This window comes from Dellaglioa sp. CoH-55-MRSF-7 (genome assembly GCF_056782235.1).
In genome coordinates, this window is the sequence record NZ_JBXAYI010000001.1 from 277,581 (window position 1) to 292,531 (window position 14,951).

A 14,951-nucleotide genomic window follows, 5' to 3' on the forward strand; every position below is an offset into this window, starting at 1 on the left:
TTTAACGGCTTTTTATTTACTTTTTAAAATAATTGGTACGTTCCAATGAATTAAATGATTGACTTTTATTTAATGTTTGTTATTATGAACATATAGAAAGCGCTATAACTTTAGCAAATAAAACATATAGGAGTGTGTAACTATGACAGAAACTGATTTTTCATCTAAATCATATTTAGATAAAGTTGATGCTTGGTGGCGTGCAGCAAACTACCTTTCAGTTGGACAACTTTATTTAAAACAAAATCCATTATTACAAACTGAAGTCGTACCTGAAGACATCAAAGTTAACCCTATTGGTCATTGGGGAACAATCTCAGGCCAAAACTTTATTTACGCTCATTTAAACCGTGCAATTAATAAATATAACTTAAACATGTTCTATATTGAAGGACCTGGTCATGGTGGCCAAGTTATGGTTTCTAATGCTTACCTTGATGGTAGTTATACAGAAATCTACCCAACAATCACTGAAGACTTAACTGGTATGCAAAAATTGTTCAAACAATTTTCATTCCCAGGTGGTGTCGCTTCTCATGCTGCTCCTGAAACACCAGGATCAATCCATGAAGGTGGCGAATTAGGTTATTCATTATCTCATGCCGCTGGTGCTATTCTTGATAACCCTGACGTAATTGCTGCTACAGTAATTGGTGATGGTGAATCAGAAACTGGACCATTAGCAGCAAGTTGGTTCTCAAATGTCTTCATTAACCCAGTTAATGATGGTGCTGTATTACCAATCCTTGATATGAATGGTTTCAAAATCTCAAATCCTACAATTTTATCACGTAAATCTGATGCAGATTTAACAAAATACTTTGAAGGTATGGGTTGGGATCCAATTTTCGTTGAAGGAACTGATCCTGAGATCATCCATCCTGAAATGGCTAAAAAAATGGATCTTGCTATCGAAAAAATTAAAGCAATCCAAACTGAAGCTCGCAAACACCCAGCTGAAGAAGCAACAATGCCTAAATGGCCTGTTATGATTGTTCGTACACCAAAAGGCTGGACTGGTCCAGAAGTCTGGAACAACGAACCAATCGAAGGCTCATTCCGTGCTCATCAAGTTCCAATTCCTGTAGACCAACGTCACATGGAACATGTTGATGCTCTTGTTAAATGGATGAAATCATACCGTCCAGAAGAATTATTTACAAAAGACGGTCAATTAATTCCTGAACTAAAAGAAATGGCACCTAAAGGCAACCAACGTATGGCAATGAACCCTATTACTAACGGTGGTATTAATCCTCAAAAATTAGTTATGCCTGATTGGAAGAAAAATGCTGTTGATACATCAACTCCAGGTGCTGTTACAGCACAAGATATGATTATTTTCGGTGACTTCGCTCGTGATATTATTGAAGAAAACCCTAAAAACTTCCGTATCTTCGGACCAGATGAAACAAAATCAAACCGTTTGAATGCTATCTTTGAAGCTACTAACCGTCAATGGTTAGAACCAATCAAAGAAGGTAACGACGAATGGCAAAGTCCTGTAGGCCGTGTTCTTGATTCACAATTATCAGAACATCAAGCTGAAGGTTGGATGGAAGGTTATGTCTTAACTGGACGTCATGGTTTCTTCGCTAGTTATGAATCATTCTTACGTGTCGTTGATTCAATGTTGACACAACATTTCAAGTGGTTACGTAAAGCCAAAGAACAAACATGGCGTAAACAATACCCATCATTGAATGTTATTGCAACATCAACTGTATTCCAACAAGATCACAATGGTTATACTCATCAAGATCCAGGTATGCTTGGTCATTTAGCTGATAAGAAACCTGAATTTATCCGTGAATATACACCTGCTGATTCTAACAGTTTATTAGCTGTTATGAATAAGACTCTTCAAAGTGAAGAACTTATTAACTTAATCGTTTCAAGTAAACAACCACGTCCTCAATTCTACTCAGCTGATGAAGCTCAAGAACTTGTTGACAATGGTTTGAAAGTTATCGATTGGGCAAGTACTGCTAAGGGCGATGATGCTGATCTTGTTATTGCTGCTGCTGGTTCAGAACCTAACTTAGAAGCTTTAGCTGCTGTTAGTCTTTTAAACTCAGCATTCCCAGAATTGAAGATTCGTTTCATCAATATTGTAGATATCTTAAAATTACGTCATCCTAAGATTGACCCTCGTGGTTTCTCTGATGAAGAATTTGACGGTTACTTTACAACTGATAAACCAGTCGTATTCGCATTCCATGGTTTCGAAGCTATGGTTCGTGACATCTTCTATGATCGTCATAACCACAATGTTTCAATCCATGGTTACCGTGAAAATGGTGATATCACTACACCATTCGATATGCGTGTCTTGAACCAAATGGATCGTTACAACCTTGCTAAAGATGCTGTCTTACAAGCTGGCAACTTAGGCGCTGCAGGCGATAAATTTGTTAAAGAAATGGAAGCTATGGTTGCTAAACATGAATCATACATCCGTGAAAATGGTGATGATCTTCCAGAAGTTAATAACTGGAAATGGACTCCACTAAAATAGTAAAACTTTAAACGAAAAGAGAACCGCAATTGCGGTTCTCTTTTCGTTATCATTAAAAATCATTCTTTTGTGAGCTGTCCATCTCGCATAAAAAATGTTTGGTCTGTATATGCCAAGACATCTTCATCATGTGAAACCATAATAATCGTTTGTCCCGTCTTTTTAGTAATATCGGCTAGCTGGGCTGCAACTTGCTTCGCTCTTTTGCTATCTAAGCTTGCCGTTGGCTCATCAGCAAAGATGAGCTCCGGTTGCCCAAATAATGCTCTAGCGATTGCAACGCGTTGTCTTTGACCACCTGAAAGACTAGCAGGATATTGATTTCTTTGGTCCCATACACCTAAGTCACGTAACATCATTTCGGGATTACGACTTTCTTTTTTAGTTTTCATTTTATTGACTAATTCAAATTGTTCTAAAACGGTTAAAAATGGGACTAAATTAGACCCTTGTAAAATAAACCCAAATTCATTAAATCGTAACCTAGTTCGCTCTTTTTCGCTTAATTGTCCGATCTCTTGATCTTTAAAATAAATTGTTCCATCGGTTAATCCTTGTAATCCACCCATAATGGTCAGCAACGTTGTTTTTCCAGATCCTGATGGACCTGTCAAGCCAATAAACGTCCCTTTCTCAACAACTAAATCAATATTATCAAGAGCCAACTTTTTATTATCACCTTTTCCAAATGTTTTAGAAACATCAGATAATTGCATTAAACTCATTTAGACACCTCCAATTGCATCAAGTGGATCAACACGTAATATTTTAAAAATGGAGAATAGTGATCCTAGAATGATCATCAATAATAAGATAACCGAAAATCCTACGACTAAGAAGACATTATTTAAAAATGGGACGGCAGCTGGTAACGATAGCGCTGTTGCCACATCTGCAATAATACCCAATCCAATTCCTAGTAAACCTAGTAATGACGACTCCCAAATTAAGCTTTTAACCAAAGTCCCACTAGAAACTCCTTGTGCACGTAACACGCCATAAACGGCTGTTTTTTCAATGGTTAAAATATACATAAAGATACCTACGATAAACGCAATAATGACAAATAAGGCGCCAATCATTAACGTAAAGGTCTTCACTTCTGGACCATATCCCGGTATGTTGTTAATCACCTTGTCCATTGTTAATGTCGCTAATTGTTGATCTTTTTTAATTTTAGCTGAATTTTTTAAAACAACTGCATTAATTTTTTCAGTCGGATTGTCCGGGCCATAACGTAACGTTTGATAGTCAGCTAATTGTAAATAGACAACTGGTGCTGTTGTGTATTTATTACCCGTCGTTATCCCCACTACTTTATATTCTTGTTTCGCATTATTAATTTTTATTTTTTGGCCTAATTTAGTGGCATCTAATCCATTATCAACAACTACTTCGTTAACTTTCTGCGGCATTCTGCCTTGAACTAATTTAGGCTTCAAAAATTGATTAAATTGAACTCCAAAAACACTAATATTAGCTTTTGGTTCGTTTTTCCGACTAGCAACGCCCATCATTTGACCTAAATAAGCGTAGTCTGATTTTGACCCTGAAATCTTAGGAAGTGAGTCTTTTTGTATCTCGGAAGATGCCAAATTATTATTCGCATACTGACTGATAACAATGTTATCCGCATCCCAATTATCAATTGAAGACCGATTATTGTTCGCAAGCCCAAAAGCCAATCCCGTTAAAAAAAAATGAGATATGAAACTAAAAAGATGGTGAAAATAATCAGACCATACCGAAGTTTATTATATTTAATCTCTTTAACAGCTAAGTACATGTCATATTCCCCCTTATTTCTACTATATAATAACTTTGCACCAAATTAAAAGTAAACGTTTTCAGTGGAGGTTAAGAAAAAAGCATAATCCTAAAATTTAGAATCACACTCTTAAAATACTAATTTATTTGTAATCTCGCGCTGCAATAGCTTTAACACTTGTTGTTTCTTTAACAGCCTGTTTAATAATTTTTACAACATCTGAATCACTAAATGAGTTAGGGTTAACACCAGCAAATTTAATTGAGTCTCGTGCTGCCTTAATACGTGATGCTGTAATTGCTTTACCGTTACCATCTACTATGTTAGATGAACTTGTTGTATATTCATTCGAACCTGAATACGATGATGCAGCGGCTTGTTCTTCTGACGTCAACGTAGCTGACGAATTGTTTTTTATTTCTGGTATACTATACTCCGACCCATAACCACTACTTTTAGATGATGGTGTTGAACTTTTCGAACTACTTGAAGAACTGCTTGAAGAACTACTTGTTGGGTAGCCAATCGTTGCCAAATTCTTATCATTTTTTTGTTGTAAGTCTGTTGCTTTTTTCTTTAAATCTGAGTAATAATTTTTATCAATACTACTATCTTTTAAGATTTCAGTTAATTTATCGTTTGATGCTGTGTAGCTATATTCTGTATTTAAATTCATTGCTTCATTATATGTTTTTATGAATAGCGCACGTTTTTCAAGAACCGTTGTTAATTCTTTTTTCAAATTTGTTGCTCGTTTTTTAATGACTGCTGATCCATCATGATCCGCTAGCACGATGCTAATTGCATCCTTTGCTTTACTATACTGACGATCTTCAGTTTTGTTAATTACTGCCTTGTAATGTGTCACCTGTGTCTTGTAAGCTTGTGCAGTCGCATCATTTGATTTCTTTTTTAAAGCGACATCAAAATAATTTTCTGCCTCAGTATATTCTGCATCTTGAATCGCAGTTTTACCGTTCTTCATGGCTGTATTATAATTTTTATTTGCTTCTGCATGTTTCGTTAAACCGTAGCCACCAAACATACCTACTATAACAACTGCAACTAATCCCCATACCCATTTTTTCATTTTAACCACACCTCTTATCCCTATATTTATATCGCTGTTATTATATCATGGAACATCCTTCAACCGTTATTCAAAATAAGAATTTAGTCCCTGAGAGAAACTAAATTCTTATTTACTTAATTTATAATATAAGTGACAACAGCATAATAGCGCAAAGTCCAAGTACAACAGATAATCCCATTGATCTCGTACGATATGCGATTGCGAATACAACCACAGCCGCTATTAATTTTGTGACGTTATCTACGCCCACAAATTGAAAACTTGAATCAATAAAAAGGTCTTTAAAAACTAATGCTGAAAATAACGCAACGGGTACATACTTCATCCATTCATTAAACCATTCTGGGATTTCTCGAGATGAAAAAATTCGTAATGGAATAAATCGCGGTAAATATGCAACAATTGCAGATAAAATAATTAATAAAAAATGATCCATTGTTGTCATTTCCATAGTTAACTTTCCTCAGAAACTTTAGACTTTCTACTTATTGTATGTCGACTTGCTTTTGGTTTAATCGTATTTAATAATTTATTTCGTTTACCTTTTCTAACAATTTCATGTTCAATAATAAATCCAACAAAGGAAGCTAGTAAAGTTGCTACAACTAATCCCATCGTACTTTGGAACAATGACATGAAAATAATTGCTAAAATACCTGAAAGAATACTAATAATAATTGTGAGATAATTTTTAAGTTGCATGACTATCATGTAAATAAATAATGAAGTTAATGCAAATTCAACAATGCTTAAATTAATTTTTAACCCAGCACCAATTAAACTACCTGCAATATTACTCATCGTCCAAAATAATAATGAATAATGTTCAACCATCAAGGCATCTTTTGGTTTCCATTCTTTATCTGTTGCAAATTTTAAATAGTTTACTGCGTAATTTTCATCGTTTAGTGATGCCGCAAATATGTATAAAAACTTACGACTAGTTCCTCGAATGTACTGTGACAAACTAGCACCTAATAACGCATACCGTAATTCTAAGAAAAATAGCATAGTAACAATTGAAAGAATTGGCGACTGAATCGTCAACATTGATGCAATTAAAAACTGTGCACCACCTGAAAAGACAAGTATGGAAACTAATCCTGCTAATATCGTATTGAAGCCTGCTGCATGCAACAAAATACCACATGCGAGTCCAATTGGGACGTAACTCAGGCAAAGCGGCATCGCAATTTTAAGAACTGTGAGCCAGCGTTTCTCTGTTTCTTTCACGATAGTCCTCCAATAATATAAAGTTGGTTTAACGATATAAATTATAGCATACATCTGTTTCTTAATACTCATTATTTAGTAACTCTAATCAAAAAGTTATCCAATAATGATCTGTTCTGATGGAAAACGATACTTTTCATCCCGTTCTTTTTTCGAAACAAAGAATATTAACATGTATAACATCCCTACGCGTCCAACAAACATCAAAATAATAATGACCATTTTACCGATAATGCTTAATGAACTGGTAATTCCCGTTGATAATCCCGTCGTTCCAAAAGCAGAAGTTACTTCTACAATCAGCGAAATCAACGAATGATTCTCCGTAATACTTAAAATAAAGACCGCGATTAAACACATAAATATCGATAGGTTAACAACTACTACTGATTTTTGAATATCATTTTCATGAATCCTTCTATTAAAAATATTCACATTCTTATGTCCACGAATAAACGATAACAAATATAATCCTAAAATCCCAATTGTTGTTGTTCGAACACCACCACCAACTGAACTTGGACTAGCACCAATAAACATTAACATAGAAAAAATCAATAAGGTTGTCGTATTAAAATCACTAATTTGATTAATTTGTAGTCCGGCATTACGCGTTGTAATACTATAAAACATAGCTGTCATAACTCTCTCAACGAAATCCTTATGTGCAAAATAACCATTATGTTCAGATAAGAAAATTAATATTGTTCCAATAAAGAAAAATCCAATCGCAAAACTACCTGCTAATTTTGTAAATAATGAAAATCTAAATTTTTTATGTCCTGGTTTGAACCACGTAACCTTGATCCACGCTAAAATTTCAATAATAACGGGAAATCCTAAACCACCTATAAAAATTAAAATCATAATTAAAAATAAAAAGACGTAATCTTTCGAATAAGGGATAATAGATTTCCCAGTAACGTCAAATCCCGCATTTGTTAACGCAGATATTGCAATATAAAAGCCATCAAAAATTGACGCAGCTAGATGTTCAAAGCCATCACGTACATATAAATAAATTGAAAATATCACACCAAAAAAAGCTTGAATCCCTAGCATAATGCCGAAAATTGAATAAACTAAACGAACATTTCCACTTAAATGCGGTTGATTCATATCAGTTTGAATTAGCCTGCGTTGTTGCAACCCAATGCGTCGACCAGCAATTACCATAATAAACGTTGAGAGCATTGTTATACCAAAACCACCTATTTGAAAAAGCATTTCTAGTAAGATGATACCGTTATTGTTATAGACTTGCTCTAACGGAAATGTGGTTAATCCTGTAACACTAACCGTTGAGACTGCCATGAATATTGTATCAATAAATGGCACACTAGCACCAGGTTGTTTGAAGAACGGAAGGCATAATAAAATACTTGTTACTACAATCAATGCTAAATAGTAAAAGACAACAATTTGTACGGGAGAGGCCAACAAACTAGCTTTATCTAGATATTTCTGGATCCACCTATTCATTCTGACTTCCCCCTTTTAGTTTAATTTAAAAAAAGAGATTAGCGCTAAGTACGCACGCTAATCTCTAATCCTGATTATTTAATTAATTCTAATCCTGCATAACTAACAACAATTTTATGTTTTAATTCTTCAGCTGTTTCATTCTTAATAAATTCCTTATCGAATTTAATAATAGCCGAATTTTTTAGTTGTTTTTCAACGACACCAGTAAAGAACTCGTTATTTGTTTCAAAACTAACACGTGTATCAGCTGGAAATGGAATTCCTTTTTCGTTAACTTCAACATTTTTTTCATCAAAATGACTTAACATAATTTGGCCTCCTATTGTTTTAAATATTAATAGTAACAGTATACCGCTTTTTAGTTATTATTACGACCATTAGGACTAAGATTAAGAACCTCAATTTAATTAACCCATTCTAAATATATTCAATCAAAAAAATAGAGCCCGCAAAATTAATTTTGCGTAACTCTATTTAATAATCTATTTTTCTAAATCTTGTAATTTTTGATTATCATCTAATTGTGATTTACCAGCAAGTCCAACTCTTTGAAGAATTTGCATAGCAACCCATAATAGAACTAATGAAACGATAGCGAAGATTGCAAGAACAAATACGCTCATGCCAATTTGTCCACTAACCATTCCAGAAGTTAATGACTCACGGAACCCTAAGGTTGAGTATGTCATTGGTAAGAATGGATGGATGGCATTAAAAAAGCTATTCGTAACTTCCATTGGGAACGTACCACCAGCGCCACCTAATTGTAACATCAAGAGAACCATGGCCACGAATCGACCAGGATTATCAAATGCCATAGCAAGTGCCATAACAAGATACATCGATGTTAACGAGAATACTGTTGCAATTAAGTAAGTTTCAGCAATATGGTCTGCTTGTAATCCAAACATAAGCATCCCTGTAACTTCAACAAGTGCCATACCAAGGGCAACGACAGTTCCAATAGCAACTTTACTCCAGAACCAAGCTGTTGCTGATTGACCTTCAGTTGAAATTTTACGGATTGGGAATGCAAAGTTAAAGACGATTGCCCCAACGTATAATGCAAGTGAAAGAACATATGGTGCTAAAGCATGTCCATAGTTAGGAACATAACTGTAATTCTTATGTTCCAATTCTGAAGGTGCTGCAAACATATTAGCTGTCTTGTTAGTTGCTTTAATTCCATTAACTGTATCTGATCCTGTTTTAAGAGCAGTAGCTAATGTTTTTGACCCTTTTTTAAGTGATTTAGAACCATCACCTAATTTAGCTGAGTTATCATCTAATTTTTGAGTCCCTGCAGCTAATTTATCAACTCCAGCAACAAGTGTTGGTACTTGTTCATTCAAGCTTACTAAACCATTTGATAATGTACCTGAGCCAGTAGCTAATTGACTAACTCCTGATGTCAATGTTGGTACTGATCCATTCAATGTTGATAATCCAGTACTTAATTGACTCGAGCCTGATACTAAGGCACTGTTGTTTCCAATTAATGTTTTAGAACCATTATTAGCACTTAATACACCTGCAGTGTATTTTTGTACACTTGGAATTAAGCCAGGAGTTTTATCTGTACCATTTAACCCAGCCATAATTTGACCTAATCCAGCATTTAGTAAGTCTGTTGCTTGGATAGCACCATAAGGACTTTCCTTTGTGCCAGAACCTGTCTGCGTTAAACCAGTTTTAACAGTATTTAATCCAGCCATTAGTTTATCAATGGCTTTCTTAGCACCTGCTGTTACTTGTGGTTCTTGAGCAGATAACTCGGCAACACCCGCCTTTAATGCTTGTAATTTAGGTAGTAATTCTTGAATAGCTGCTAATTCTTTTTGAATCGATTTTAATTTGTCACCGTTATCAGTCAACGGTGTTGTCATATCAGATAAATCTGTTTTAATTTTTGTTGTATTATTACCTGATGCTGCTAAACTTGTGCCAGCAGTTTGAAGATTACTTCCTAATCCATTAACAGAAGCAGCAATACTTTTTGCTAACGTTGGATTAGATTTCTCTAAAGCTGCAAAATCAGGTGATTTTACAAAGGTAACTAAAGCACCCATATTACTTTGCGCATCCTTAAGTTGTGCAGCAACACTGGATGCGTTAGTTGTACTATAAAGACTATTATTTAATTCACTCAATTGTGAACCAGCATCTGTTGCTTTAGCGGCAACAAGTTTAGTATTAGCTCCAATTTGAGTTAAATCGGCTGTTAATTTTTTAGCATCAATATTAGGCGCATTTGTGCCATTTAATTCAGAATTCAACTTAGAAATTCCTGAATCTAATGCTGTAAATCCAGCCATTAATTTTGCCATTTCAGCTTGTGAATCTGGACTATTTAATTGTGTATCTAAAGTTGCAGCAGACTCCTTCAAGCTTTTAGTTAACGATTGGTTACCCGCTTGAACTGTTGTAATACCACCTCTTAAGGTAATTATTCCATCATTTAATGCTTGAGAATTTGAACTTAATTGACTCAAACCACTATTTAATTCAGTAACTCCATTAGTATAACCTTTTACACCACTTGCTAATGTTGTTGAGCCAGTATCTAGTTTCGATACACCTGAAGCTAATGTACCTGTACTATTATTAAGTTTTGATAATCCAGCACTTAAAGAACCAGCGCCTGTTGCTAATTTTTGAACACCATTTTTTAATGGAACAACACTAGTTGAAAGTGTTTGAACACCATTATTAACAGTTCCTACACCAGTAATGTAGCTATTTAAGCCATCATTCAATGTTACTGTACCATCAGACAATGTTTTAGAACCACTTGCAGCTGTCTTAAAGCCTTTACCGATTGTTTTAACTTGGCCGAAAATAGCTGTTGCATATGCTTTCGTGACTGATTCACGAATTTGGCTATTTAATTGTTTTGCTGCTGTTTCACTGATAACTTCACCAATGTAGTTACGAGATGCATTAGTATCGTACGTGATTTTCATCTTTTTAGGATTTGTATCCATTAAAGTTGCAGCATTTGAAGAGAAGTTTTTAGGCAACGTAATTGTTGTATAGTACTTGTTGTCTTTCATTCCTTGTTTTGCTTGTTTTGCAGAAACGAATGTCCACTTCAATTGGTCATTATTCTTCAACTCTTTTACAAGTTGATCACCAACATCCAATGTCGTTCCATTATATTTAACAGATTCATCGTTATTAACGACTGCTACTGGTAAATCACTTGTTTTGCCATATGGATCCCAAACTGATTTCAAGAAGAAAGCAGCATACAGAATCGGAATAAGCATCATAACAATTGTTGAAACTAGAAGTATTCTATTCTTTCCAACAAATTTAAATTCATTCTTAATCATTTTCATTAAAATTGGTGCCCCCTAAATTAATTATTTCTACTATAAAATTTTATCGATACGTTATAATATACATCAAATGTCCACGAACAACAAATTTTTATTTTCTTTTTAATGTTTTTTTAATCTTACACGACTAAATTGCCCATATAGACAAAAAAATCACCCTAGAAATCAGAGATGATTTTATTGATTTAAAATAAATTTCCAAAGAAGTTAGTAATTGCACGCCACATAATAACAAAAATGTTAGCTTTTTCAATGGCATCTTTATTCGTTCCTGTAACAGAAAGTGATTTTTTGCCATCAACATAAGATAACGCATTATCTTTACCAGTTAATTTAAGCGTTCCAATATCACTATTAGCCTTAATTGGGGCTTCTAATCCTGTTTTCTTAACTAAATCAGTATTTTCTGATACTTTAGCTGAAATAATCGACTTAACTGTTTCGCCTTTTTTCAACCAAACTTTTTGATTAGATTTAAGCATAACTTTAGTTGTTAATTCTTTACCATGAAATACAGGTAAACTATCGGCGTTTTTAAATATTGTACCAGCCTTGATTGTTTCCACGTTGAACATGTCAAATACATATGACATTATTTTTTGTGTATCTGTAAAACGACTTACATCCGTTTCACTCTTGTGTGATGATCCTAAAACGACCGTAATAATTCGATGACCATCTTTTTTTACAGTTCCTGTAAAACATTCACCAGCTTTGTCAGAAGTACCTGTCTTCAATCCATCAACAGGTAATTCTGTATATGCCTTAGCTAAACCAGGTAACATCCAGTTCCAGTTTTCCATTAGTGTTTGGTCAGATGTTCCTTTATCGAAATATTTACGTTTGATACTTGTTGTTTTTAATACTTCTGGGTACTTTTTAAGTAAGTTTTTAGCAACAATTCCCATATCTTTGGCAGTTAATTCATTTTCATCTGATGCGGCTGAACCGGGGTATCGATCAGCTTTACTGATATCGCTATTAGTTAAACCAGAAACGTTATCAATCTTAGCATCTGTAATTCCCCATGACTTAACCTTTGCACGCATTAATGTTACGAAATCTTTTTGCGATCCCGATACTTCATGAGCAAGTGCCATAATAGCCCCATTTGCTGAGTAAATTAAACTAGCATCATACAGTTGTTTAACTGTGTATGATTTCGTTTTACTCAACGGAACGTTTGATAATGATGTATCCTGGCTAATTTTATAAGAATCGTTATCAATCTTAACTTTTTGATCCCAAGTTAATTTACCACTTTTAATTTGATCTAAAATAACATCAATCGAAATTAATTTTGTCATTGATGCAATTGGTAAAACAGCATCAGCATTTTTTTCATAGATTACTTGTCCAGTATCTGCATCAATTGCTAAAGCAGCTTTAGCTGTTAAATTAATAGCGCTTGAACTGGTTGTTGCAGCTGATACAGATTTAACCTCATCTTGAAGTCCCATTGCTGAAACCCCAGTAAATAGTGCTGCCCCTGAAATAAGCCCAATTACGAATTTCTTTGTACGTTTTAAAAATATCATTTTCTCTTTACCCTCTTAACTTCTCTTATTCATTTAAGAATACCCAATAATAGCTATTCTTGCAACTGTTCTTCTTGCTTTCTAGTTAATTTTATATTCTTACCCAATGGTAAATGAATAACAAAACTAGTTAGCTCTTCATTTGAGACAACATATATGTACCCACCGTGGAGCGTGACAATACTTTGAGCAATGGCAAGCCCTAATCCAGTTCCGCCCGTTTTTTGTGAACGAGATTCTTCCACTCGGTAAAACCGATCAAATAATTGATTAAGTGATTGTTCAGGTATTTTAGGGCCATCATTAGTTACTTTTACGATAACTTCCTGACCAATTTTTTCTGCTTCTAAATAAATATGTTTACCGCCTGCCCCATATTTTAAGGCATTTGATATTAAATTATTAAAAACACGGCCTAATTTTTCAGTATCAGCTTCCATCATTAACGGGTTAGGGTTCGTATTGCTACTAATTGTCATTTCTTTATTTTTAGCTTCAAGTTCAAAACTAGCTGCCAATTGTTCTAACATTTGATTCATATCAAAATTAATCGCATTAATTGGCGTCGACGTCTGTCGCACTTTTGTGTATTCAAATAAATCTTCTACTAAAACCTTCATCTGCTTTGATTTCACAAATGCTGTATGTGTGTAAGATAGTAAATCTTCTTGCGAATTATATTGATTATCTTCTATTAAACCTAAGTAACCGATAATTGATGTCAATGGTGTTCGAATATCGTGACTAACATTGGTAATCAGCTCATCCTTTGAATTCTCAATTCGACGTTCTTCTTCCATTGATTCAATCGTACTTTGAACCAAAGCATTAATACTTGAAACGACCCGCGCCATATCACCTTGTAGTTTAAAAGGAATTTGATGATCGTAATGACCGTCCGCAATATAATGCAATTCTGAAATAACATGACGTAACTGCATTTGATGATAACGTCGAATTAGTCGCCAATAGAGCACGACAACGTCCACAATAAGCATGAACGCAACAAAAACATTCCCCCAACTCCAGACATTGAAATCATTCGGCCCAAAAGTTAATGCCGTCTTAATTTGAAAAATACCATTCTCAAGTCCTGGGTTTGAAGCAATCGTCTGATTTAATAGAATAAAAATTGATAAATTCAGTAAAATTAATAGAATAATCGTGATGAATCCTTCCGCGATTAATTCACTTTTTTCTCTACCAGTTAATTTCAAAAATAACCCCTCACTAATGCATTTCTATCTTGTATCCAACGCCCCAGACGGTTTTGATAATATCATCACCGTTTGTTGCTGCTTCAATTTTATCACGTAAATGGCTCACATGGACCATTACTGTTTTGGCAGAAATAATTGATTCTTGTTGCCAAACTTGTTCAAAAATATCATCCGCAGAGTACACATGATTTGGATGTGAGGCTAATAAATATAAAATACCGAATTCTAAAGCAGTTAATTGAATATCACTACCTTCAACTGTTTGAACTTCATGAGAATCTTTTTTAATAATTAGCGGTCCTATTTCAAGTGCAACATCAGGTGCCGGATTCGAGTTTTGGCTACGACGGAGTAATGATTTAACACGTGCCATAATTTCTAATGGGTTAAATGGCTTAACAACATAATCATCAGCACCTGTAATCAGTCCACGAATTTTGTCCATATCTTCTGTTTTAGCAGAAACCATTAATATTGGAATTTCTGAAGTTTTACGAACCTCTTTAATGACATCCATTCCGTTCATTTTAGGCATCATAACGTCGAGAATCATTACACCGATTTCTGGCATTTCTTCTAATTTTTCAATCGCTTCAAGTCCATTTTGAGCAGTAATTGCTTCGTAACCTTCATTTTTTAAATAAATAGAGATTAAATCAACGATTTCTTTTTCATCATCTACAACTAAAATTTTCATTGGATATCTCCTGACTTTTCTTTACTTATAGTATATTGTATCAAATATCACACACGAT

Annotated in this window: 12 protein-coding genes; 1 reads left to right on the top strand and 11 read right to left on the bottom strand. The window is 34.3% G+C overall.

Features of this window, described 5'->3' with window-relative positions; genetic code table 11:
* The first annotated feature begins 142 nt into the window (after window positions 1-142).
* Window positions 143-2,518 (top strand): phosphoketolase family protein, encoded by a 2,376-nt coding sequence (locus tag AC1RPU_RS01260; RefSeq protein ID WP_481761054.1) that lies wholly within the window; start codon window positions 143-145, stop codon window positions 2,516-2,518.
* 59 nt (window positions 2,519-2,577) lie between these two features.
* Here the strand turns inward: AC1RPU_RS01260 and AC1RPU_RS01265 are convergent, their stop codons facing one another.
* The 11 genes from AC1RPU_RS01265 to AC1RPU_RS01315 form a co-directional block, all read right to left on the bottom strand.
* Window positions 2,578-3,243 carry an ABC transporter ATP-binding protein gene (locus AC1RPU_RS01265; protein WP_481761055.1) on the bottom strand — a complete coding sequence of 222 codons (666 nt, stop codon included), beginning with the start codon at window positions 3,241-3,243 and terminating at the stop codon, window positions 2,578-2,580.
* On the bottom strand, window positions 3,244-4,203 hold the full coding sequence (locus AC1RPU_RS01270; RefSeq protein ID WP_481761056.1) for an ABC transporter permease: 960 nt from the start codon (window positions 4,201-4,203) through the stop codon (window positions 3,244-3,246).
* Window positions 4,204-4,428: 225 nt separating this feature from the next.
* On the bottom strand, window positions 4,429-5,376 hold the full coding sequence (locus AC1RPU_RS01275; protein ID WP_481761057.1) for a hypothetical protein: 948 nt from the start codon (window positions 5,374-5,376) through the stop codon (window positions 4,429-4,431).
* A gap of 121 nt (window positions 5,377-5,497) precedes the next feature.
* Window positions 5,498-5,830: an AzlD domain-containing protein gene (locus AC1RPU_RS01280; RefSeq protein ID WP_409021810.1), complete on the bottom strand. Its 333-nt coding sequence runs from the start codon at window positions 5,828-5,830 to the stop codon at window positions 5,498-5,500.
* 2 nt (window positions 5,831-5,832) lie between these two features.
* The gene (locus AC1RPU_RS01285; protein WP_481761058.1) at window positions 5,833-6,612 is read right to left on the bottom strand and encodes an AzlC family ABC transporter permease; all 780 of its coding nucleotides are present in this window, start codon (window positions 6,610-6,612) and stop codon (window positions 5,833-5,835) included.
* Window positions 6,613-6,708: 96 nt separating this feature from the next.
* Complete coding sequence (locus AC1RPU_RS01290; protein ID WP_481761059.1) at window positions 6,709-8,094, bottom strand: TrkH family potassium uptake protein; 1,386 nt, start codon at window positions 8,092-8,094, stop codon at window positions 6,709-6,711.
* Window positions 8,095-8,168: 74 nt separating this feature from the next.
* A complete protein-coding gene (locus tag AC1RPU_RS01295; protein WP_409021814.1) occupies window positions 8,169-8,405 on the bottom strand; it encodes a hypothetical protein in 237 nt (78 codons plus the stop codon).
* Between the two features lie 174 nt (window positions 8,406-8,579).
* Window positions 8,580-11,438 carry a YhgE/Pip family protein gene (locus AC1RPU_RS01300; protein ID WP_481761060.1) on the bottom strand — a complete coding sequence of 953 codons (2,859 nt, stop codon included), beginning with the start codon at window positions 11,436-11,438 and terminating at the stop codon, window positions 8,580-8,582.
* Between the two features lie 185 nt (window positions 11,439-11,623).
* The gene (locus tag AC1RPU_RS01305; RefSeq protein WP_481761061.1) at window positions 11,624-12,976 is read right to left on the bottom strand and encodes a serine hydrolase; all 1,353 of its coding nucleotides are present in this window, start codon (window positions 12,974-12,976) and stop codon (window positions 11,624-11,626) included.
* 53 nt (window positions 12,977-13,029) lie between these two features.
* Window positions 13,030-14,193 carry a sensor histidine kinase gene (locus AC1RPU_RS01310; protein WP_481761062.1) on the bottom strand — a complete coding sequence of 388 codons (1,164 nt, stop codon included), beginning with the start codon at window positions 14,191-14,193 and terminating at the stop codon, window positions 13,030-13,032.
* 13 nt (window positions 14,194-14,206) lie between these two features.
* Complete coding sequence (locus tag AC1RPU_RS01315; RefSeq protein WP_409021818.1) at window positions 14,207-14,893, bottom strand: response regulator transcription factor; 687 nt, start codon at window positions 14,891-14,893, stop codon at window positions 14,207-14,209.
* Window positions 14,894-14,951 lie beyond the last annotated feature (58 nt).

Coding starts and splice junctions, on each gene's coding strand:
- AC1RPU_RS01315 (WP_409021818.1), bottom strand. CDS start 14,893: ATGAAAATTTTAGTTGTAGATGATGAAAAAGAAATCGTTGATTTAATC.
- AC1RPU_RS01265 (WP_481761055.1), bottom strand. CDS start 3,243: ATGAGTTTAATGCAATTATCTGATGTTTCTAAAACATTTGGAAAAGGT.
- AC1RPU_RS01295 (WP_409021814.1), bottom strand. CDS start 8,405: ATGTTAAGTCATTTTGATGAAAAAAATGTTGAAGTTAACGAAAAAGGA.
- AC1RPU_RS01260 (WP_481761054.1), top strand. CDS start 143: ATGACAGAAACTGATTTTTCATCTAAATCATATTTAGATAAAGTTGAT.
- AC1RPU_RS01300 (WP_481761060.1), bottom strand. CDS start 11,438: ATGAAAATGATTAAGAATGAATTTAAATTTGTTGGAAAGAATAGAATA.
- AC1RPU_RS01275 (WP_481761057.1), bottom strand. CDS start 5,376: ATGAAAAAATGGGTATGGGGATTAGTTGCAGTTGTTATAGTAGGTATG.
- AC1RPU_RS01290 (WP_481761059.1), bottom strand. CDS start 8,094: ATGAATAGGTGGATCCAGAAATATCTAGATAAAGCTAGTTTGTTGGCC.
- AC1RPU_RS01305 (WP_481761061.1), bottom strand. CDS start 12,976: ATGATATTTTTAAAACGTACAAAGAAATTCGTAATTGGGCTTATTTCA.
- AC1RPU_RS01280 (WP_409021810.1), bottom strand. CDS start 5,830: ATGGAAATGACAACAATGGATCATTTTTTATTAATTATTTTATCTGCA.